Raw genomic sequence first — 19,583 nt, 5'->3', positions numbered from 1 at the left:
GTCAAAATTTATAGATAAGGGCAACCAAAAGAAGTACTAGAGTTACCCTCTAGCTTGCCTGGAGAAGATATACTATCTGGTTTTGTTTTTGATTTAGCCTTAGTGTAGGCTTAATGGTTCTTCGGTTATTTTTATGGAGAATACGGTTCAAGATCGTTGAAAGCCTTATCCTATAAGGATTTTATTCAGAATAATTCCATGATCCTTTATAATCCTTGCCTAGTAAGGGTTCTGTCACGATAAATCGTCAATCACCATAAAAAGAACGTAAGAGCCGGCTTAATTAAAATTGCAAACAAAATCTGTTGCATTGCAACCTATCTACAAATATTATAGATAGGCAAATTATCTGAGCCGAACTGCATTAGATACATTACTGTTAAAAATGAATTTATATTAAAAATTAGCGGATTTATTTGTAACTCTTATGTATAAATTGTCATCACCAAAATCCCGTTATTTACAACTTTAACAGATTGTATTTTGTTACCCGTGCCATCAAAAACCTTAAAATATTTTCAGTATTCATTTTTAATCCCTAATCTTAACTGATGGAGGGCATCTGCGGCAAGAAGGGCGATCGCATGAGCAAAAAATGGTATCGAGTCCAAAGCTGAAAGCAATATTCATCCTAGTTTTGGCAATTATATTTACTAATGCCGTAGTTTCATATAGCAACACTGTCAAGCTGATTAACAATCAGCAGTGGGTAACAGACTCATATAAAGTGATTACTCAACTCGAAAGTATCAAATCAGCACTCAAAGATACTGAGACTGCACAACGCAATTACCTAATTACAGCAGATGCAGATGATTTACAAACCTATATTGCAGCTGATCAACAAACTAATAGCAATATTCAGATACTTAGCAAATTAACTGCTAAGAACCATCAAAAGCAGCAGTGGATTTCGTTGCTGAAGCCGAAAATTACCGATAGACTCAACATTCTGCAACAAGAAGTTTACCTTAGACAAAACCAGGGATTAGAAGTAGTTCAGCAGCTAATCTTATCTTATAAAGACAAGCAAATCAGTAAAGAAATTCAACAGCTGATTGACGACTCTTTAAAGGCAGAGCAAAACTTATTACAGCAGGGAATGCAGCAGTCACAAGCTAGTTCCCAAAAGGCAATAGTTACGTTTTTTATCGCCGCTATTGTGGATTTGGTGCTGGTGGCGCTGCTGTATGATTTGTTGTGGCATTATATAAGGCAACTTCAGCAGACGGAACTGGCCCTACGCCAAGCGAAAACCGTTTACGAGCCATAATAGATGCAGAACCAGAATGTATCCAGTTAATTGCCGGGGATGGAACCCTTTTAGAAATTAATGCAGAAGGGCTGGCAATGATGGAAGTGGAAAGTGCCGATGTATTAATTGGTAAACCAATTAATGCCGTAATTGTACCAGAGTATAGAGCAGCCTTTGCCGACTTGCATAAAAGTGTCTGCCAAGGTAATAAGGGGACTTTAGAGTTTGAAATCGTGGCATTCAAAGGCACTCGTCGCTACGTAGAAACTCATGCTGTACCACTGCGTAACGAAGCTGATGGCACCTTCATCCATTTGGCACTGATGCGAGATATAACCCAGCAAAAACAGGCAGAACAGAAAATCCGTGAACAAGGGTTGCTGCTGGATGTATCAAGTGATGCGATTTTGGTGCGAAATATCCACAACCAAATCTTGTTTTGGAATCAAGGTGCTGAACGATTGTACGGCTGGAAAACTGAAGAAGTTGTGGGTAAGAATGTTTTGCAACTTTTGTATAAAGACATTTCCTCACAGCTAGAAGATGCTTACTTGAGAGTAATGAATACGGGTGAGTGGCGGGGTGAGTTGCATCAACTGACAAAGGAAGGTAAAGTAATTATCGTTGAAAGTCGGTGGATACTGATCCGAGATGATAATGGTCAACCCAAATCCATTTTGAGTGTGAATACCGAGATTACGCAGCAGAAACAACTGGAAGCTCAACTTCTGCGATCGCAACGTTTAGAGAGTATCGGTACGCTAGCTGGCGGTATCGTCCATGACCTGAACAATATACTATCCCCAATTTTAATGTCAGTTCAACTGTTGCAGAAGAAATTGCCCGATTCACAGAGTCAACAAATACTGCAAACTTTAGAAAATAATGTTAAACGTGGCGCTAATCTGCTCAAACAAGTGTTATCTTTTGCACGGGGCATCGAAGGGAAACAGACAATTGTCCAAATTCAGCCATTGATGGCAGAAATTGAGCAAATTATCGATCAAACATTCCCCAAATCCATCATTTGTCAAACAGACATCCCCAAAAATCTGTGGTATGTGCGTGGAGACGCAACGCAACTACATCAGGTGCTGATAAATTTAGTAGTTAATGCCCGTGATGCCATGCCCAATGGTGGCATTTTAAGAATAGTGGCGGAAAATCTAGTGATTGGTGAACATTCTGCCCAAATAAATATTGATGCTAAAGTGGGTTCTTATATTGCGATCGTGGTGACGGATACTGGTATGGGGATGTCTTCAGAAGTCCAGCAACGGATTTTTGAACCATTTTTCACCACCAAAGAAGTAGGAAAAGGTACAGGTTTAGGACTTTCCACAGCGTTGGCTATTATTAAGAATCACAGTGGTTTTGTCAATGTTTATAGTCAGATTGACAGAGGGACTCAATTTACAGTGTATTTGCCTGCCTCAACATTCAGAGACACACATTTGCTGTCTCCAGAACTGGAATCAGTTGCAGGAGATGGCTAATTGATTTTGGTGTGAAAGTATTATAGACAACAAAAAATTTTATCAACTAAAACTTTTTGCTCATGTTGGAAATTGGTTAGTAGAAATAAAATATACTTAGTTAATATGATACGCCGTTATCACTATTCTTTTATCTGGACTATATACGGACTCCACTCTTAGGTATTCGTTATGAATCCACCATACTTTTATTCTATTAGACTGTGCAGGTGCGCTACCTGAGATTGAATATCCTGCCTGAGTCATTAAGGTTTCAAAACTATTTGAGTCGAGAACCGTACAATTAAAAGGTGCTAGCCCCTGTATTTGATGTCTGTTTAGGGTCATAGCTACCCTGGTAAGTCGTCAAAACTTTATATCCTGGTAATACTAACGCAATTCCAGTATTACTATGGATTTTACCGGGATATTTATAAGGAACATCATCTGGTACGTTCCCACCAATGCGAAAATTAAAACCAAATAGCCATATATACAAACCAGGTAATAGTAAATCCATGCTATATGCAATAGCTCTCATTGCTTCATTTTCTTTAAAAGAAGCGCGATTTCTGGCTATAGCGAATTTTTTGGAGATATTTTTCAGGTTTGTGGTTTTTAACATGGTCTTAATTTCAATCCCAAATAGGGATTTAGTAAGTTTCAAGGGTTTTAATCCCTGTAAAGGAAATGGGTTTCGCAACCTACCCTATCATGATATCACGCTAGTTTATAAATCTAGAATGTGCAATATTGTTCGTCGCGATCGCGTAACGTCCTGATAGCATTAATGGCATCCGAGTTTATTGGATGGCTAAGGTTTAAATGTGAGAAAAATTAAAGTCTTAATCGTATCAATTTAATCTTGTTAATGTCAAGTTTTATTTATGCTCAAAAAACTATATAAATGCTGGATTTTTCCGAAAATAAGGATAAAATCGACTACCTTATCGCAGTCTGTAGACGGGAAGCCTCATTTGAACAATTCAGATGGTGGCAAGCCTCCGCTCCGATTTCTCTGGAGCTAAATTTTTTCGAGTGGAAATTTTTTCTCTCTATGTTTTTGTTACAATTGATGAAATTTTTACATAAAAATACCACTATGGCTTTATATGCTGAATTACATAGACATCTGGGCGGCTCGGTCGTACCACGAGTGTTTATGGCGATATTTTGAGGCGACATTCTTCGGAGTTGATTTCTCGCTTTGCTGACTATTCACAATTTGAAGATTTTTATACTCGCCCACGTAATACTTTAGATGAGTATCTAGAATTACACACTTTAGTAGAAAGTGTGCAAACTGTGGACACTTTGCCTTACTTTATTTATCGTTTGGTGCGGGGTGCTTACATATTTGAAAATTTGGCTTATCTGGAACTGCGCTACACTCCCTATTTGCGGACGCCTGAGCATCTGAGTCAATCTGAAAGAATTGACAAGATGGCAGAAATTGTGCAAGTAGTAGGACTTGCCAGCCACCAGCCAGAATATCCGATTGTTACTAGCCAAATTCTCTGTATGCACACGCGTTTACCTTATGAGGTGAACAAAGCAATTGTTGATTTGGCGGCGCAAAATAAACAGTATGTCTGTGCAGTGGATGTAGCGGGGGGTGATAGTTATTACGCCGATCGCTTAGAAGAATGGATTAACCTATATGATTATGCGCGATCGCAGGGCGTTAACACCACCGGACATCTATATGAAACTACTGCTGGCTGTTACCCCGAACTCTTACCCTATCTCATGCGATCGGTCACGGCATCCAAATTCCCCTACTATATCCAGAGTTACTTAATGATGTAGCTCGACGCGGACAGTGTTTAGAGGTTTGTCCGACAACTTACCTGAAAACTGGTACTTTGCAGGATATACGTCAACTAAAATTAGTTTTTGACCGTTGTCTTGATGCTGGGGTAGATATCGCTATCTGTACTGACAATGCTGGGTTGCACAATGTGCGTCTGCCATTTGAGTATGAGAATCTCTTGACTTACGACATTATTAATTTTGCACAACTACAAGCTTGTCAGGATGCAGCTTTCCGTCATGCTTTTGCTTGGCCTTACAGCCAACGTCCCGCATCCCTGTTGAACGGTTTACTCAAACCTGAACCACCTAAAGTTTTGGCAACAAGGGATAGTAATTAACAAACTTTGGGGGTTTAAGTCCCCAGCAAGACAGGCAGCCCGTTTTGTGTCGGGGTCTAAATCCCCGTCACAAAACGTAATTGCGAATGGGCGAAAAAGCGAATTGCGAATTGTTTTAATTGATTTCTTTCCTCTGCCTCAGAAGCTATAAACTATAATTTATGGCATCTACTATTCAAGCTCTACCAACAGAAGTCGTATATCTTATTACAGCTGGTGAGGTAATCGACTCTTTAGCCTCCGTGGTGCGGGAATTGGTAGAAAATTCCCTAGACGCAGGTGCAACACGAATTGTGGTTTCTCTATGGCCGCAGCAATGGCGAATTCGTGTCGCAGATAATGGTTGTGGAATGAACCTAGATGATTTGCAGCAAGCAGCCACAGCCCACAGCACGAGTAAAATTCGCTCTAGTGCCGATTTATGGAAAATTAACAGTTTGGGGTTTCGTGGTGAAGCTTTGCATAGTTTGACGACTCTGGCAGATTTAGAAATTTTGAGTCGAGTCCTGTGGGTGGAAAATTAGGATGGCGGATTAGCTATGGCGATGGCGGGAAAGTTGTGCAAGTTGAAGTAACTGCGATCGCACCTGGTACAGTGGTGACAGTTTCTCATCTTTTCGGTAATTGCTCATCTCGTCGTCAGGGATTACCCACAGCAGCACAGCAAATGAAAGCGGTGCAAGCGACAATTCACCAAATCGCCCTGTGTCATCCCCAGGTCACCTGGCAAGTTTGCCAAAATGACCGTCAATGGTTCACCATTTCTCCCGCCGCAACAACTGGACAATTAATACCGCAGATTTTAACGCAAGTACGACAAGGTGACTTGCAAGAAGTCAAACTCGAAATACCCAACCCTGCCAACTCTTGTACAGACACAATTAATCGCGTCTCTCTTCACTCCTCACTAAATTTAGTGGTAGGATTACCCGATCGCACTCACCGTCATCGTCCAGATTGGGTACGTGTAGCCATTAACGGCAGGATGGTTAAAACACCAGAATTAGAGCAAACAATATTATCAGCATTTCACAAAACATTACCACGCGATCGCTATCCAATTTGTTTCTTACATCTTGCCATTTCCCCCGATCAAATTAACTGGAATCGCAATCCAGCAAAAACAGAAATTTATCTCAACGAAATCATCTATTGGCAAGAGCAAATTACCCAAGCAATTAACCAAGCACTCAGCATCTCTTCTAACAATCTTAAAGAAGCTGTCCATACAACACGAGTTAGTAAATTACTCAAAGCCGCAGAAGCCAAAGGCGGCTACAATTTCAATCCTCAAAATCCCAAGGAAGATCGCAAAAATCCTAATTCCTTAAAAGCTGTCGCTCAAGTCAGCAACACCTATATTGTGGCAGAACATCCAAGTGGTATGTGGCTAGTGGAACAGCACATTGCCCATGAGCGAGTTTTATATGAGCAATTGTGTGATAATTGGCAACTTGTCCCCGTCGAACCGCCAATCATTCTTTATCAATTGTCACCAGCGCAAGTATCGCAATTGCAACGCATCGGTTTAGAAATAGAACCCTTTGGCGAACAACTTTGGGACAGTGCGAAACATACCCGCCACCTTTGCAACAGCGAGAAGACTGTGCAGAAGCAATTTTAGAACTTAGTTGGGGAGGCGATTTACAAACAGCCCAAGTAGCTGTCGCCTGTCGCAGTGCCATTCGTAATGGTACACCGATGAATCAACAAGAAATGCAGACACTTTTAGATAATTGGCAACGCACTCGCAACCCTCGCACCTGTCCCCACGGACGCCCAATTTATTTATCTTTAGAAGAATCAGCTTTAGCCCGGTTTTTCCGGCGTAATTGGGTAATTGGTAAAAGTCATGGAATTTGATGTTTTCGGTGAGACATCTGTCGATTGCCAAATTATTTGTCTGTGTTGACAGACTGAAGGAGCGACATGAAGCCTATAAAGCTGACTGTATAAGCTTCATAGCTCTCATCCCTTGTAAATAATTCTCTAGTTTATGGCGACTTAATCGCATTAAATCTTGAACTAAACTCCAACAATCATCAATGAAATTAACCCAGTTCTGTGCATAAAGACCGATATAAAAGTTACTATGCCTTCTGTGAGAACGTCCATATTCTTTGGGACGTGCCACATATTTTGCAATTCCTTTACTCTTAAGCTGACACCACTACTTTCTACCAATTGAACATCACTGTTGAGCATTTCCAACCAGTGAATTTTGCCTTCTAGTTGGAAACTGCGTTAGCGAAGCTCGCCGAAGGCATCGCTTCATCAGCGCAAACCATGATTTATATATGTAGTTCACCAATGCGATCGCACAGAAACTAAACCAGATAAGGAAATAGGCGTAAATAAATATAAGATGTTCCGTCATTGCGAGTGTTCGCGGAGCGTCTCGTAGAGAAGCGTTCCCTTGGCAACGATGACGCATCGATATGCACTACGAGATGACCAGTGCGAGAAAATCAAAAACCTGCTGCCTGAGCAAGAGGGCTATGCGGGCGCTACGACAAACGCGCTGTAAACTTTTTAGGTGAAATTATCTGGCTGCTTTTGTCATTTAACTCAATTGATGACACGCCTTAGATGGGCGGGGTAGTTCATAGTAGCAAACTTGAAAAATGTATTGTATAAACAAATAATCCTAACTAGTGAGATAAATAAATTAAGAGTAAAAATTAAATATTCTTAACAAAAACTTTAACAAGTATTTGGAAAATAGTATTAAAGAAGAATTCAGAATCAAGACGCTCTCTACGAGACGCTCGCTATGCGTGGCTTCCCCGTAGAGGTAAACAATCAAATATTCCTACGGATAATCTGTTATTTCTAAGAATTGGCTTGCTAACACTTAAATTTAATTTAGCGCGAAATATATGGGACAAGGTTTTTTGCAAATTGGCTTAACGCTGTGTATTGTCATAGCAATCACTCCCCTATTAGGAAAATACATAGCGCGTGTCTTCTTGGGAGAAAGAACACTGCTTGATTTTTTAATGAACCCCATAGAGCGAAGTATGTTCGTACTAGCGGGTGTTCGCAGGAAGGATGATATGACGGGTTGGCAGTATATCCGGGCTGTACTGTTTAGCAACATCCTCATGGGTATTTCAGTATATTTATTAATATATTTTCAGAGACTCTTACCCTGGAATCCTAACGGCTTTGGTGCGCCCAGATGGGATGTATTGCTGCACACAACGATTTCATTTGTAACTAATACTGATCAACAACACTATGCTGGTGAGACAACCTTAAGCTATTTTAGCCAGGTAGCAGCTTTAGGCTTTTTGATGTTCACCTCCGCAGCCACTGGTTTATCTGTGGGAATTGCTTTTATTCGCGGCTTGACAGGTAGAAGACTGGGTAACTTTTACGTTGACCTCGTTCGTGGAATTACGCGAATATTGCTGCCGATTTCGGTTATTGGCGCGATCGCTCTGCTCATAACAGGTGTACCACAAACATTAGATCAGACTCTAGATGTGAGAACCTTAGAAGGCGGGACGCAATATCTTGCTAGAGGCCCGGTAGCATCATTTGAAATGATCAAACTTTTGGGCGAAAATGGCGGTGGCTTTTTTGGCGTAAACTCAGCACATCCCTTTGAAAACCCCAATGGCGCTTCTAACTTGATAGAAATGATCGCCATGATTTCGATCCCAGCAGCCTTGATTTATACCTACGGTATATTTGCCAACAACATCAAACAAGCTTGGCTACTTTTTTGGATGGTGTTTGTGATTTTTGTAGTTCTGGTGGGAGTAACAGCCGTGGGAGAACTGCAAGGTAATCCCCTGGTTAATAACGCCTTTGGATTAGAACAACCCAATTTAGAGGGTAAGGAAGTTCGATTTGGCTGGGCACAAACGGCATTTTGGGCAGTGATGACTACTGCTACTATGTCTGGTGCTGTGAACGGGATGCACGATTCTTTGATGCCACAAGGAATATTTTCGACTCTCTTTAACTTATTTATCCAGGCTATCTGGGGTGGTCAAGGAACTGGAACAGCTTACTTATTTATTTACTTAATTCTCACAGTGTTCCTAACTGGACTAATGGCAGGACGCACCCCAGAGTTCTTAGGACGCAAAATTGAAAAGCGAGAAATCGTCCTTGCCAGCGTGGTGCTATTGATTCACCCAATTCTAATTTTAATTCCTAGTGCGATCGCCTTAGCTTATCCCATCTCCTTATCTGGAATTAGCAACTTTGGCTATCACGGTATTTCTCAAGTAGTTTATGAATACGCCTCAGCAGCAGCAAATAATGGCTCCGGCTTAGAGGGGTTAAGGGATAACACCCTGTGGTGGAACTTGAGTACAATATTTAGCTTAATCGGAGGACGCTACATTCCGATAATTGCCATTCTGCTGTTAGCTGACGGTATGTCTCGCAAACAAAAAGTACAAGAAACTCCTGGTACTCTGAGAACTGATTCTTTGGTATTTACTACTATCACGGCTGGAGTGACACTGCTTTTGGGAGTATTGACTTTCTTTCCCGTTCTGGCTTTAGGCCCCATAGCTGAGGGTTTAAAGCTAGCATCTGGCAGTTAGAAAATTTATGAGTTATTAGTTATGAGTTATAAGTTTGGAATTAAGAGAATACTAAAAAATAAATAAACTATCTGGTTTTGTAGGTTGCGTTACTAACACACCCTACAGGTTGGATATTTTTATATTAGAAGTTCCTAATAACTCAATACAATCCAGTTAAGCCCAAAATCCTGCAAAATTTGACCTGACTGAGTTCGCGCTACTACGGTAACGTCCCGTTGCGCTAACACGTCTTTACAGGTCTAAAATCGCTAACAAAAATGCTTAACCAAGCGTATTGCTTAATAACTCTTAACTCCTAACTTCTCATTCCTAACTATATTTATGAATTCAGTGGCAACTAACTCCAAAGCTAGACGCCCAAATTTTCGTTCTGGCGATCGCCGCCAAGTACGTAAAAAGGCCAGGGCAAGTAATAAATGGCTGTACTTAAGGGCAATTAGAGATGCTTTTGTCAAGCTAACCCCTAAGTATGCAATCAAAAATCCAGTAATGTTTGTGGTTTGGGTGGGGACAATCATTCTCCTATTGCTAACAATTGATCCCAACCTATTTGGGCCAACCCTCCAAAAGAACCCGCAACTTTTCAACGGTTTATTGTCGGGGATTTTATTCTTTACAGTTTGGTTCGCCAATTTTGCCGAAGCAATGGCAGAAGGACGGGGTAAAGCTCAAGCCGATGCCTTGCGAGCAACCAAATCAGAGATGATCGCCAAAAAACTTGCTGCCGATGGCACACTGAGTGAAGTTTCATCCACTAGCCTCAAACAGGGCGATACCATCTACGTTGTTGCTGGCGATATCATCCCCGCCGATGGTGAAGTAATCATGGGTGTCGCCTCGGTGGATGAATCGGCAATTACTGGGGAATCCGCACCAGTATTAAAAGAATCAGGCTCCGACGTTGCTAGTTCCGTTACTGGTGGGACGCGGATTATCTCAGATGAATTAATTATCCACATCACTAATGACCCCGGCAAAGGCTTTATTGACCGGATGATTGCCTTGCTAGAAGGGGCAGAACGCAGTAAAACACCCAATGAAATTGCCCTGACAGTATTGTTGGCAGTTCTCAGCTTAGTGTTTTTGTTAGTCGTGGTAACTCTGCCCGCACTTGCCTATTATGTCAACAGTCCAGTCAGCATCCCAATTTTGATTGCTCTATTAGTGGCATTAATTCCTACAACCATTGGCGGCTTACTAAGTACCATCGGCATTGCTGGGATGGATCGAGTTGCCCAATTTAACGTTATTGCTACCTCAGGACGAGCAGTCGAAGCCTGTGGTGATGTCAACACTTTAGTTCTCGACAAGACAGGTACAATTACCCTCGGCAACCGTTTGGCGGAAGAATTGATTCCCATCAACGGTCATTCAATGTCAGAAATTGCTAATGTTGCCTGGGCAGCCAGTGTCTTTGACAATACACCAGAAGGTAAATCCATTATCCGATTGGCAGAAAAGTTAGGCGCAAGGTTTGATTTTGACTTCAACCAAGCAGAAGGAGTTGATTTTTCTGCCGAAACACGAATGAGTGGTACTAACTTACCTGGTGGGTATGAGGCTAGAAAGGGAGCAGTAGAAGCCATTGAAGCATTTGTTCGTTCCCGTAACGGACGCGATACACCAGAATTAGATGCTGTGTACGAACAAGTTTCTCGCCTGGGAGGTACACCCTTAGCAGTCAGCCTAGATAACGAAATCTATGGGATTGTTTATCTCAAAGATATAGTTAAACCTGGTATCCGCGATCGCTTTGAGCAACTGCGACGGATGGGAGTGCGTACCATCATGCTAACTGGAGACAATCGAATTACAACTTCTGTTATTGCCCAAGAAGCAGGCGTTGATGACTTCATTGCCGAAGCTACACCAGAAGATAAAATCAACGTCATCAAAAAGGAACAAGCAGCAGGCAAACTAGTTGCCATGACTGGAGATGGAACTAATGATGCTCTCGCATTAGCCCAAGCCAATGTCAGCGTTGCGATGAATACAGGAACGCAAGCTGCAAAAGAAGCTGCCAACATGGTTGATTTAGACTCCGATCCCACAAAGCTGATCGATATCATTAGCATTGGTAAACAATTGTTGATTACTCGCGGGGCATTAACAACATTTTCCATCGCTAATGATATTGCTAAATACTTTGCAATTATCCCAGTGATATTTGTCGCTGCTAACCTGCAAAGCTTGAATATTATGAATTTAACTAGCTCTAAATCTGCTGTGCTATCAGCGCTGATTTATAATGCTTTAATTATTCCCGCTTTGATTCCTTTGGCATTGAAAGGTATACGGTTTAGACCGCTAACAGCTAATCAGCTACTCCAACGTAATATTTTAATTTATGGCTTAGGTGGGGTGATTGCGCCGTTTATTGCCATTAAGTTGATAGATATACTGATTACAGTTGTGGGTTTGGCTTAACGACAGTAAAAGTAGAGACGCTGGGAAACGATGGCATCTTGACCAAGGTAAAATAATTAACATTTTTACTTTTACCTGTTGAGAGAGGTAACAACAAGAATATGAATAAACATCGTTTTCACTTAGCACTACTTCGGCCATGCCCTTTGTTTGGTCGCAATGGCATAAACAACAACTACCACTCGCTATTTTTATCTTGCTGTGTTTGAATGTGGTAACTGCCCCAGTTAGTTGTTTATGCTGTTGCTAACAGCGCCCTGAAACGTCCTGCTGAGTGGGAAAAACAATTAAAAATTAAATAATTAAAGATTAAATTATAGGAGCAATTGGAAAATTTATTATGGCTATTATTCGAGAAACCATCAGAGCAATTTTCATAACTCTAATGCTTTGGTTGTTGACTGCAATTATCTATCCTTTGATAATCCTTGTAGTGGGTCAAGTGTTTTTACCCTATCAAGCTAACGGCAGCATCATGCTGAATCTAAATAATCAACCAATTGGTTCGGCTTTGATTGGTCAGCTGTTCACATCTGAGCAATATTTCCATCCTCGTACCAGCACTGTTAGATATAGCCAAGGGAAAAAAGCCAAGCCAACTGGCATATCTGGAGCCAGCAATCTCGCTGCTAGCAATCCAGAGCTACTAAAGCGGATTTTAGAACAGGCAAATGAATTGCGAGACGAAAATCTTCAACCGATCGCCGATATAATTTATACTTCTGCTTCCGGTTTAGATCCGCATATTTCCTTGAGAGCAGCACGGCAACAATTGACGCGAATTGCTGGTGCGCGGGGAGTAAAAGAAGATGAGATCCTACCTTTAATTAATAAGTATACTGATGGCAGATTTTTATGGACTTTTGGTGAGCCTGGGGTCAATGTTCTCCGATTGAATTATGCTCTTGACTTGCAAGATTTTAATCGCCAGCAAAATCAGTAAATTGGGATTGGGGATTTGACATGAGTAAAGCAATACGCTTGGGTTAAGTATTTTTCTCTTCTCTCTGTTTACTCTGCGCCTCTGCGGTAGCCTGCGGCAAGCCGCTCCGCGTCTACGTTAAAAAAATTGAATTTGATAAATAGTTTTAGCTTTACTGAACCGTATTGATGGGTAAAGCGTCAATCATTGCCAGCGAAAAAATGGTTTCACCCGAATAAGAGATCAAATTTCCCCAAAAACCTCAGAAGTAAAGCTTCCATGCAGACCATAGGGGATATGATGCTTAAGATGTAGCCGTGCAATTACTCCCTTAGATAAATCACTAGCATCTAAAATTACCAAATCTGAGCGGTGATGGGCAGCATCATAAACTAAAGCTAATACCCAACCATCATCTTCCTTTTCCGAACCTGGGCGCGGGACAAAAATCGGTTCACCGACAAAACCACGGGGTGCAGCACTCCAAAGTTGTCTTTCTCCAGACTCTAAATCAATTTTCAGCAATGCTTGTAAGGGAGCATTACCACTCTCCGCATGAGCCGCACCTATATATAGATATCGATAAGAGTGCCCCACATTCGCCGGATGTATGCTGGGAAATTCACAACATCGGCTCTCAATCAATTCCCGCCGGACTGTCCCATCCTTTAGATTCAGATAAAATCGCCACAGTTGCCCAGGTGAAAGTGCCTCAAAATCAGTTTGTCGAAAATCGCTTTCTGGTTCCACTTCTGGTAAATGTTGGTAACAAATGGAGTCAATCAAAACTTCCTCTTCTACCTCAAAAGCATTAACATGGTGGAAGACAAAACCAGAGTGAGTTTCCAGAAATTTTATCTCGAGTTGCCCTTCTTTGGGGAAGCGGGGAATAACTAGAATTTGAGTTGGCTGATGTGGCTGAAATTTGATACATTCTCCTGCTGCGCGTATTCCCAAAGCGAAAGGTATGGGATTGAAGGTGACAGGATTTTGAAAGAAGATGCAGTAATTAGGAGTAATAACAAAATCGTGAATGAAACAGAAACCAGGAACACTATGAGCGTGCTGTCTGACAATTTCACCTGCTGGGTTTAGCTCAAAAATAGTAATTGTGGTAGATAATCCTGGCTTAATTGAGAAGTTTACCAAGCAAGGTGCGCCCCCATCTTGATCACAAGTCTTTTCCACACGGGGATGTGCAGCGAAAGCTTCACCTGCTGACAAAGCACCATTAAAATATTCATTCCCTAATGTTTCTAGAGTATGAGGATCGAGGCGATATGCTTCAGCCGCTTCCCACAGTGCTAGCAGTTTACCGCCCCAATATATGACATTTGTATTGGCAATATTTTTAAGGTTGAAGTCAAAAATATTCGCTAGCCAACCGCCAGGTTTTTGAGTACCAAAAGTACCGCGATAGAGAATTTTTCCCGCCTTTTGCTCTGCCAAATAGCCAGTTGTGCCGACAAAGCGGTTGCGAAAATGGGCACGACCATTGGTAAAGGTAATTTTGCTAATCATCCCATCCCCATCAAATGGGTGATGAAGAGGTTGGTCATTCACATCCAGCAAACCGGGGCCATTTCTAAACAGCGTACCTTGTAACTCTATGGGAATTTGCCCTTCTATATCATCAATCCAATAATCAAACTCTTGGGTAAGAGATTGATATCCTCCTTGCCAATCTTCACGAGTGTAGGATTTTTCTGCAACTAAGCTCTCCTGACTTTTAAAATGCATATACTTTGTTATTTATTGTTACTTTGCACGAAAAGATTTAGCCGCTAAAAAGAATTTTTCCGACTGTGGTTCTCTCAGTACCAACTAAGACATCAACTCTGGTATAAACGCTTGTTCCCCATCTTTCGATGTCTCAGTTTGTTCTTCAGCAGCAGGTAGCCAATTGATAAATGGTAGAGGTAACAATGTGCTGAGATTAGTAATTAGCACCAATAGCCAAAGTGATTCAAAGTTCGTTGCGGTGATCCCCAGCCAATAGGTGATTAATGCCCCAAATGCATGGGAAACCGTTGATGCTGAATTAAACACCGACATTAACAAGGCAAATAATGTTGCTTCCACACCAGAAGGACAAAGCCTTGCAGCTAGAACCATCACTTGCATAAAGGCAATTTTCCCCATCACAGTGAGAATCAGGCTATCACCCAAACTAAACCAGTGGTCATCTATACCTAACCGCCTGTTTGTGTGAGTTACTAACAACAGCATCGTCATTCCTAAAACTGACGAAAGGACTGTACTCCAAGCAAAAATCACGCGAAAAGGGATGCTTTTGAGGAAACGTTGAAAAATCCAAACACCTGCTAAAGAGGCGAAACTTGTCACTAAGTGTACGCGCCCCAAAAATTCGGGTTCAAAGTGTAGTTCGTTGGTAGAGAAGTAGAAAAAGGCTGAGTCAGCATTTGGGGTAGCTTGCCAGATGAAGACAAACAGCGTTGGTAGCCAAATTCTTTTTTGGCTGATGGCTTGGCGTAGCTGCCCCAGTTGATGTTTGATTGGTAAAGAGTTGGTCTGATTACTATCTTGAGCATTTTTGCTAACGGGGGACTCAGAAATTAACCAAGCTACACCTGAGACGATGAGAGGAAATAAGGCAGTAATTGCAAAGACGGTACGGGTAGTAAAGTATTGGAGCAGCAGACCACTAAAATATGCTGTTATTAAACCTCCGATCGCAGAAGCACCCCAACACAGAGATTGTAGTGAACCCGCTTTTGCTTGGGATTCGCCTCTGACTCGTTCCACAACCAGCGAGTCAACTATGACATCACTCATGGCGACAGACAGAGAACCCAGAGCGATCGCTAAGGTTGCTGCCCAGCTAGTATGAACTATTGTGGCCAGACTCGCCCAAGAAGCAGTTCCCAGTATCCCGGATAAAATCAAGTAGGGACGGCGACGATAGCCAAATATAGGCAAACCATCAGAGATAAAACCAAACACTGGCTTGATCATCCAAGGTAGAAAGACAATTCCCAATAACGCCGACACCTCAACAGGACTCAGCAGCAGTTCATCTTTAAGGAAAAAGCTAACAGCTAGACGTGATAGCCCTAAAATTCCTTGGACAAAATAAACGGTGAGAATTGCAATTAACTCTGCATTGGGTTCATTACCCAAGAAGATTTTTTGTGTTAATGAGTCTTTGACCTTGGACAAGCCAAATGATTGAAGCACCATTCGATAAATATTTTTTAAGTTTTATCTACTTTTCTATCATATCGATTCTGAGAATATGGGCAGTTTCGCCAGCCAACGATGCCACCTGAGTTTTTTTGACATGGGTAGTAACATGAATTAGACTACCTCTTGCAATCAACAAAAGAATCTTGCTCAATGCATCCGACTGAACAAGCTGCTGTCCCTACTCGCGTTATCGGTTTAATTAGTGGCACATCCGTAGATGGCATAGACGCTGTGTTGGTAGAGATTTCTGGTACAGAATTGGATCTCAAAATTGAGTTGCTAGCGGGGGCAACATATCCCTATCCAGCCGAACTCAGGGAAAAAATATTGGCAGTTGGTGCAGGCGTTGCCATCTCAATGGCAGAATTGGCAGAAATAGATGATGCGATCGCTATTGTCTTTGCCCAAGCTGCCCAAAAGATTCAAATTGGTCATCAGCCAGCCACTCTTATTGGCTCCCACGGTCAGACGGTTTATCATCGACCACCTGCGGGAGTAGGGAAAGCAGGGGAGCAGGGGAAGAAAGAGAGAGAAATCCTCACGCCTTACTCAGCAGAAGCTAAACGCTTTACTATCCCTAACACTAATCCCTTGGGTTACAGTCTTCAACTAGGGCGCGGTGCATTAATTACTTATCTTACGGGTATTACAACTGTGAGCAACTTTCGTGTTGCTGATATTGCTATTGGCGGTCATGGTGCGCCTCTTGTACCCAGAGTAGATGCCTATTTACTTAGCCATCCCCAGGAGGGGCGTTGTATTCAAAATATTGGTGGGATTGGTAATGTTGCTTATATTCCACCTCAACATGGCGACTGGCTTTCAAAAATTCGTGCTTGGGATACTGGCCCAGGAAATAGTCTGTTGGATCTGGCGGTGGAGCATTTGAGCGCTGGTGCTAAAACTTACGATGAAGATGGCAATTGGGCAGCAAGTGGTACTCCTTGCGATCCTTTAGTAGAACAATGGCTCAACCAAGAATATTTTCATTTGCCACCACCCAAATCCACTGGTCGAGAGTTATTTGGTGTGGCTTACCTGCATCAGTGTTTAAAAGATGCCCAAGCATACCAACTCAACGCTGCCGACTTATTGGCAACTCTCACAGAACTTACAGCTGCTTCAATTGTTCATAGTTACCGCACTTTTTTGCCGGAAATGCCACAACGGGTATTATTATGTGGCGGTGGTAGTCGCAATCTCTATTTGAAACGTCGATTACAGTTGTTGTTAACATCAATACCTGTCTGGACTACAGATGAAGTCGGCTTGAGTGCAGATTTTAAAGAAGCGATCGCTTTCGCTGTTTTAGCCTACTGGCGAAATTTGGGCATTCCTGGCAACCTACCTATTGCTACTGGGGCATCTCAAGAAGTGCTTTTAGGGGAAATTTACCAAATTTAGTCCTGAGTCAGGAATAATAAAAAAGTTTCTTCATTCTTCACTGGCTCAACGCCCCGCTATCGCTAACACAATTCAGCACTGCTATAACTGTAGTCTTGGCGGCACTCGATCAAGACAGGGAATATATAAAGGTGGCTCATACTTTTTTATTGGAACCAGGACGCTGGACAATACAAGGAAATTGGCTGGAACGTAATGGTATGCCAATCAGCGTCAAGGGTATGACCTTGGTAGCTTGGAATCGAGATAACTGGTTCACTATGGCCACAAAACTGATCTTTCCAGGTAGCGATCGCTCTGAAATCTCTCTGCAATATAAGGGGCGGCTACATGATGGAGAGCGTCAGTATACTTTTTTACTACAACATAATATTTTGGGGCAGGTTGAAGGTGAAGGCTGGATTGGTTTAGATACTATTGTGCAGCGTTATTGGGTACTAAGCGATCGTCAGCGTCGTAGTGGCTTTGAAACCCTACACCGCATTTCTGAAGATACATACTACCTTAGTAGTGGTATCTTATCTGGTCATTTTTTAACTAACACAATGGAAGCTAGCCTAGAACGTCAATCAACCTAATGGTAGTAAGTAGCTAGTACAGCACAGCAAAAATAGAACAACTAAACCATTTAAAATCGCTCAAAAGCAAATTTTATCAAAAAAGCTTCATGTTCAAAACCTCGCCCGCAAGTGGCGCGTACTCCTACGGAGAAGCAAGCTACGCGGTAGCGTCTCGTAGAGAAAAAATCCTTGTTTGTATCTCAAGCTAGGTAAAAACCCCACCCCTAGTGTCATACTGAGTTTAATCAGCGCTATATTTACTTTCTGAAAACTTGGACTTGTTAACATGTATCTAACGTAGTTAGTTTTTCTAAGCAAGTGAAGTACATCCAGATATTATTTAACAAGGTTAATAATTTTAAAAACGCAAATTACCAGACTAGGAACCACAATGCATCAATCATAAGTATGAGTTGTAAAAACTATTTTATTTAACGAATCGCAAAGGGCACAAAGTATAAAAATAAAATATTTTACAAATTATTTAGGACTGGTATAGTAAAAATAAATTATTCTCAAATTCTTAAGATTTTAGCATTCTTATTTAACCGTGTAATCAATAGCCAGGAACCCAGTTTCATGAATCCTAAAGTCTCTGTCATTATTCCTGCTTACAATACTGAAGCTTATATTGCAAAGGCAATAGAGTCAGCCTTAGAGCAAACGCTCACTGATATTGAAGTTATTGTAGTCGATGATAGTTCAACTGATAAAACTGTAGAAGTTGCTAATAGTTTTACCGATCAACGTCTTAAAGTAATAGTTAATCAACAAAACCTTGGGGTTTCTGCTGCGCGTAATATTGCTCTCAGGGCAGCTGAAGGAGAATGGATTGCTGTTCTTGATTCAGATGACTGGTATGCTCCTGAAAGATTAGAAAAGCTTGTGTTACTGGCAGAAGAAACAAATGCAGATATGATTGCAGACGATATTTATTTTATCAAAGATGGTGCAACATCTCCTTGGAGTACATTAATTCAAGAAAGTGGAGAAAATATAGATAAAATCATCCAAATTGATAGCGTTTATTTTGTAGAAACTGATGTTTATGGACAACCAGGGTTGCATCTTGGTTTAAGCAAGCCTGTATTCAAACGGGAATTTCTGGTTAAGTACGACATTGAGTATGATGAAACTATAAGCATAGCTGAGGATTTTTGGCTTGACATGAAATGCTTAATCAGTGGCGCTCGCTTTTTCCTAGTACCACAACCCTATTATTTCTACCGTTCACGCTCCATTTCTCTTGTACGTCAAAGCCAATTGTCACGTCTAAATCAATATTGCCTAGCTACTTATTCTTTTATACAACAAAAAGCTGTAGAAAAAAATCCAGCTTTAATGCGTGCTCTGTCTTATAATCTTGAAATATTCAAGAAAAATTTAGCTTATGCTCAAGTTTTAGTGCCTATAAAACAAGGAAAATTGTCAACAGCATTAAGAGAGATCAGGAAAAATCCAGGCTTTTTTTATGAGTTCATTTCTCGATTTTCTAATCTAATAGAACGTCGATTCCAATATTATGTAATGGGTAATAAATTAGTTTTTGAAATATTTTACAATCTCCAATTAAAACGAAACAAAAATAATTAGTAAATTTACTCTAAAATAA

The 19,583-nt window shown here is 41.3% G+C and carries 11 protein-coding genes and 3 pseudogenes; 10 read left to right on the top strand and 4 right to left on the bottom strand.

Translation table 11 applies throughout. The features are described from left to right. Positions 1–595: 595 nt before the first annotated feature. Both ANSO36C_RS34450 and ANSO36C_RS24890 read left to right on the top strand, forming a co-directional pair. Complete coding sequence (locus ANSO36C_RS34450) at positions 596–1,273, top strand: CHASE3 domain-containing protein (RefSeq protein WP_323374500.1); 678 nt, start codon at positions 596–598, stop codon at positions 1,271–1,273. Continuing rightward, positions 1,201–2,751, top strand: a complete 1,551-nt coding sequence (locus tag ANSO36C_RS24890) for a hybrid sensor histidine kinase/response regulator (protein ID WP_323374499.1) — start codon at positions 1,201–1,203, stop codon at positions 2,749–2,751. Before ANSO36C_RS34450 ends, ANSO36C_RS24890 begins: the two co-directional genes overlap by 73 nt. Before the next feature lie 283 nt (positions 2,752–3,034). On the opposite strand, the gene ANSO36C_RS24885 is transcribed toward ANSO36C_RS24890, so the two are convergent. Further along, on the bottom strand, positions 3,035–3,355 hold the full coding sequence (locus ANSO36C_RS24885; protein WP_251956694.1) for a hypothetical protein: 321 nt from the start codon (positions 3,353–3,355) through the stop codon (positions 3,035–3,037). A 477-nt stretch (positions 3,356–3,832) separates the two neighbouring features. On the opposite strand from ANSO36C_RS24885, the pseudogene ANSO36C_RS24880 reads away from it, so the two are divergent. Both ANSO36C_RS24880 and mutL read left to right on the top strand, forming a co-directional pair. Then, a pseudogene (locus ANSO36C_RS24880) lies at positions 3,833–4,883 on the top strand (adenosine deaminase). A gap of 161 nt (positions 4,884–5,044) precedes the next feature. Continuing rightward, a pseudogene (gene mutL / locus ANSO36C_RS24875) lies at positions 5,045–6,746 on the top strand (DNA mismatch repair endonuclease MutL). Positions 6,747–6,778: 32 nt separating this feature from the next. On the opposite strand, the pseudogene ANSO36C_RS24870 reads toward mutL, so the two are convergent. After that, positions 6,779–7,044, bottom strand: a pseudogene (locus tag ANSO36C_RS24870) (IS4 family transposase); the annotation flags it as partial. A gap of 718 nt (positions 7,045–7,762) precedes the next feature. Here ANSO36C_RS24870 and kdpA point away from each other — a divergent pair. From kdpA to kdpC, 3 genes are all read left to right on the top strand, one after another. After that, a complete protein-coding gene (gene kdpA, locus ANSO36C_RS24865; RefSeq protein ID WP_251956693.1) occupies positions 7,763–9,448 on the top strand; it encodes a potassium-transporting ATPase subunit KdpA in 1,686 nt (561 codons plus the stop codon). 324 nt (positions 9,449–9,772) lie between these two features. Further along, the gene (gene kdpB, locus ANSO36C_RS24860; RefSeq protein WP_251956692.1) at positions 9,773–11,878 is read left to right on the top strand and encodes a potassium-transporting ATPase subunit KdpB; all 2,106 of its coding nucleotides are present in this window, start codon (positions 9,773–9,775) and stop codon (positions 11,876–11,878) included. Between the two features lie 340 nt (positions 11,879–12,218). Further along, on the top strand, positions 12,219–12,821 hold the full coding sequence (gene kdpC, locus ANSO36C_RS24855; RefSeq protein ID WP_251956691.1) for a K(+)-transporting ATPase subunit C: 603 nt from the start codon (positions 12,219–12,221) through the stop codon (positions 12,819–12,821). Between the two features lie 222 nt (positions 12,822–13,043). Here the strand turns inward: kdpC and ANSO36C_RS24850 are convergent, their stop codons facing one another. Together ANSO36C_RS24850 and ANSO36C_RS24845 are read right to left on the bottom strand one after the other, a co-directional pair. Beyond that, positions 13,044–14,540: a carotenoid oxygenase family protein gene (locus ANSO36C_RS24850; protein ID WP_251956690.1), complete on the bottom strand. Its 1,497-nt coding sequence runs from the start codon at positions 14,538–14,540 to the stop codon at positions 13,044–13,046. Between the two features lie 84 nt (positions 14,541–14,624). Continuing rightward, entirely contained in the window at positions 14,625–16,001 is a 1,377-nt protein-coding gene (locus ANSO36C_RS24845) for a folate/biopterin family MFS transporter (protein WP_251956689.1), read from the bottom strand. A 156-nt stretch (positions 16,002–16,157) separates the two neighbouring features. On the opposite strand from ANSO36C_RS24845, the gene ANSO36C_RS24840 reads away from it, so the two are divergent. The 3 genes from ANSO36C_RS24840 (at position 16,158) to ANSO36C_RS24830 (ending at position 19,564) form a co-directional block, all read left to right on the top strand. Continuing rightward, entirely contained in the window at positions 16,158–17,411 is a 1,254-nt protein-coding gene (locus ANSO36C_RS24840) for an anhydro-N-acetylmuramic acid kinase (protein ID WP_251956688.1), read from the top strand. Between the two features lie 131 nt (positions 17,412–17,542). After that, positions 17,543–17,989: a hypothetical protein gene (locus ANSO36C_RS24835; RefSeq protein WP_251956687.1), complete on the top strand. Its 447-nt coding sequence runs from the start codon at positions 17,543–17,545 to the stop codon at positions 17,987–17,989. A gap of 561 nt (positions 17,990–18,550) precedes the next feature. Beyond that, positions 18,551–19,564, top strand: coding sequence for a glycosyltransferase family 2 protein (locus ANSO36C_RS24830; RefSeq protein WP_251956686.1), 1,014 nt, complete (start codon positions 18,551–18,553; stop codon positions 19,562–19,564). The last annotated feature ends 19 nt before the right edge of the window (positions 19,565–19,583 follow it).

Origin of the sequence: Nostoc cf. commune SO-36 (assembly GCF_023734775.1) — a bacterium.
Lineage (GTDB): Bacteria > Cyanobacteriota > Cyanobacteriia > Cyanobacteriales > Nostocaceae > Nostoc > Nostoc commune_A.
The sequence above is the reverse complement of the archived record's forward strand: the minus strand, read 5'-3'. Positions and strand labels throughout refer to the sequence as shown.

Coding starts and splice junctions, on each gene's coding strand:
- ANSO36C_RS24885 (WP_251956694.1), bottom strand. CDS start 3,355: ATGTTAAAAACCACAAACCTGAAAAATATCTCCAAAAAATTCGCTATA.
- kdpB (WP_251956692.1), top strand. CDS start 9,773: ATGAATTCAGTGGCAACTAACTCCAAAGCTAGACGCCCAAATTTTCGT.
- ANSO36C_RS34450 (WP_323374500.1), top strand. CDS start 596: ATGGTATCGAGTCCAAAGCTGAAAGCAATATTCATCCTAGTTTTGGCA.
- ANSO36C_RS24845 (WP_251956689.1), bottom strand. CDS start 16,001: ATGGTGCTTCAATCATTTGGCTTGTCCAAGGTCAAAGACTCATTAACA.
- ANSO36C_RS24850 (WP_251956690.1), bottom strand. CDS start 14,540: ATGCATTTTAAAAGTCAGGAGAGCTTAGTTGCAGAAAAATCCTACACT.
- ANSO36C_RS24830 (WP_251956686.1), top strand. CDS start 18,551: ATGAATCCTAAAGTCTCTGTCATTATTCCTGCTTACAATACTGAAGCT.
- ANSO36C_RS24840 (WP_251956688.1), top strand. CDS start 16,158: ATGCATCCGACTGAACAAGCTGCTGTCCCTACTCGCGTTATCGGTTTA.
- kdpC (WP_251956691.1), top strand. CDS start 12,219: ATGGCTATTATTCGAGAAACCATCAGAGCAATTTTCATAACTCTAATG.
- kdpA (WP_251956693.1), top strand. CDS start 7,763: ATGGGACAAGGTTTTTTGCAAATTGGCTTAACGCTGTGTATTGTCATA.